Source organism: Hydrogenivirga sp. (assembly GCF_056450045.1).
On the sequence record NZ_JBWONM010000024.1, the window covers coordinates 1 to 2241 of the forward strand.

Annotated in this window: 3 protein-coding genes; all 3 read right to left on the bottom strand. The window is 48.1% G+C overall.

Annotated features, from left to right (window positions below; all coding sequences use genetic code 11):
• Positions 1-1003 (bottom strand): hypothetical protein (locus tag AC1HCM_RS00780; RefSeq protein WP_479459869.1); only part of this gene is annotated, 1003 nt, incomplete at its 3' end.
• A 153-nt stretch (positions 1004-1156) separates the two neighbouring features.
• Positions 1157-1363, bottom strand: coding sequence for a hypothetical protein (locus tag AC1HCM_RS00785; RefSeq protein ID WP_479459870.1), 207 nt, complete (start codon positions 1361-1363; stop codon positions 1157-1159).
• A 57-nt stretch (positions 1364-1420) separates the two neighbouring features.
• Positions 1421-2241: phage terminase large subunit (gene terL / locus AC1HCM_RS00790; protein ID WP_479459871.1), on the bottom strand; the 821-nt coding region annotated here is incomplete at its 5' end.

Consider the following 2241-nt stretch of genomic DNA (forward strand, 5'->3'; position numbering starts at 1 on the left):
AGTCAGAGAGCATCTTGGAAAACTCAAGGTATTCGTACTCTTTGGCTATTCCTGAGCTCTGGACTCCTCCCTGAAAGCTGAGGTTTGCGTGTTCGTAGGCTTTCTCTATGAGGAACTTGATGGTTTCTAAGAGCTGGTTTACTGGTTCTGAAGGAGGGGCTATGAAGTCGGGCTTGGCGGAGCCCTGTGGCTGATAGGCTATGGCGTTTTCGGTTCCCAGAGTAAGGGGCTGGTTTTGAATCTTTTCTATGTCCTGAGAGTCCGAGAGGGGGAAGGTGAAGATGGGAAAGGCTGTGTCTCTGAGGACTGAGTGAAGCTCAGAGAGGAGGTTATAGACCTGTTTCTGGATTTTGGCTATCTCAAGCATGAAGGGAGGGGAGAGGAGCTGGTCTGGTGTGTCTGAGGGAACGGGGGAGTAAACGACTACTGGGACTTCTGAGAGGTTGTGTTTTCCCTTTGCTATGGTCTTCGTTTCTTCTTCTATACGCCACTCCTGCAGGTTGAAGGTTCTGTAGAGGGTCTTATTTTCTGGGGTAGTTTCTTTGAAGGTTATCTCTGTTAGCTTTCCTTTTTGGTCTGTTTTGTAGCTCTGAAGGTGCCAGGGAAGGCGTAGGGTGGCGTAGGGGAAGGCTTTCAGGAGTTCTTTTTCTTTCTGGGTCTTTACCTTAAGCGGGGGTTTGTCTATGAGGATGAAGACGGTTCCGTAGAGGAGTCCCAGACGGAAGACCTTTTTCATGAGGCTGTCAATGTAGGTGCCTTTTGTGTCGGTGTCTTCTATGAAGCGAAGGTATGCTTTGGACTCTGTTTTTCTGATGGGGGACTTTCTGAAGAGGTGTCCTGTGAGGGAGAAGGTTATCTTTCGGACGAGGTTGAGGCTGACAGCGAGCTTTCTTCTTGAGTCTATCCTTTCCTTAGTTTCTCTGGGGAAGGGCTCTAAATAGGAGCCGTCCTGAAAGCCTCCCTGTGAGAGGTAGGCGTCTTTTATGAGCTGATAGTCCCACATAAGGTAGAGCTTAAAGCTCTGCTAAGGAGCTTGTGTCGGGGTTGTCAGGAAGCAGGGGTTTCTTTTTTGCGTCTTTTTATCTCCCAAACTCCCAAGGCTATCAGGACGGAGCCGAAGATAAAGCCAAGTGCTATCAAAGCTATGAGAGCATCCTTATACTCCATCTTTTTCCCTCACCTTCTTAGAAAGATACAGCAGAAAGTTGCCGAGTGCAAAGAAAAAAGCAGTGCCAAAAATCGCAAGGAAGAATACTTCTGAGTTGAGCCTTCCTGCAGAAATGGGCTGGAACAAAAATGTAACCACTATTGCAAGAGCTACGTGAAGGAACCACTTCCCTGATTCTCTAAGAACCTCATCCATGTTCTTGAACATTTTAGCTTGAAGGTAGGCTTGCGGTTAGAGCTTGTGTCGGGGTTGTCACAGCCACCTGAGCTTTAGGAAGTGTATGGTTTTCTGGGTTTTCTCAAGTCCCTGAAGAGCCATCTCAAGGGCATCGGGGAGGTCATCATGATCTGATTTTGGGAAGGTAAGGAGCTGGTCAATCAGGAGTGTCTGGTCTTCTCTAAAGAGCAGGAACCCACTCTCTACAAGGGGTGCGAGCCTGTATATCCTCTCCGCCTTAGAGAGCTTGTGCTTTACTCCGCGTATGGGAAGGTGAACACCCTCTTTTGAAGCCTTTTCCAGAACCGTCTTCTTATAGATCTCCTGAAAGGCTATCTCTTCAAAGAGTATAACTTTGGGTGTCCATCTTTTGTAGGCGGAGATTATATCTTGAGTGAACCTCTCGGGCGAGATCTTCTTCCCGTAGGCTTCAAGGACGTATATCTTTCCCGTTTCTCTGTCTTTTCCCACAACAACGTAGGCACTGTAGTCTCCGTGCTGTTTTCCGGTTGCTGGGTCAACTCCCATCGTGATTATCAGTCTGTCCCTTGGGGGGAGCTGGGCGTCGGTGTAATACTTTATCCACTCCATCTTAAATATTGCTTCTTCGTCGGAAGTCGGCTCATTCATGTATTCGGTGGCAAACTTTGAAGAGCCTAAGACAAGCTTTTTCTCTTCCAAGTCCTCAAGCTTCCACTTTCCTTCCCAAAGGGGCTTTCCGTCCTCTTTGATAGCTGAGAACCTCAAACCCAGCCAGTTCTTCAGGGTTCTTTGCTCTATCTCTTTGAGTAGCCTTGAGGGAAGGTCGTCATGGTGGAAGATGGTGTTGACTACGACCACAAGGGCGTCCTTTCCCA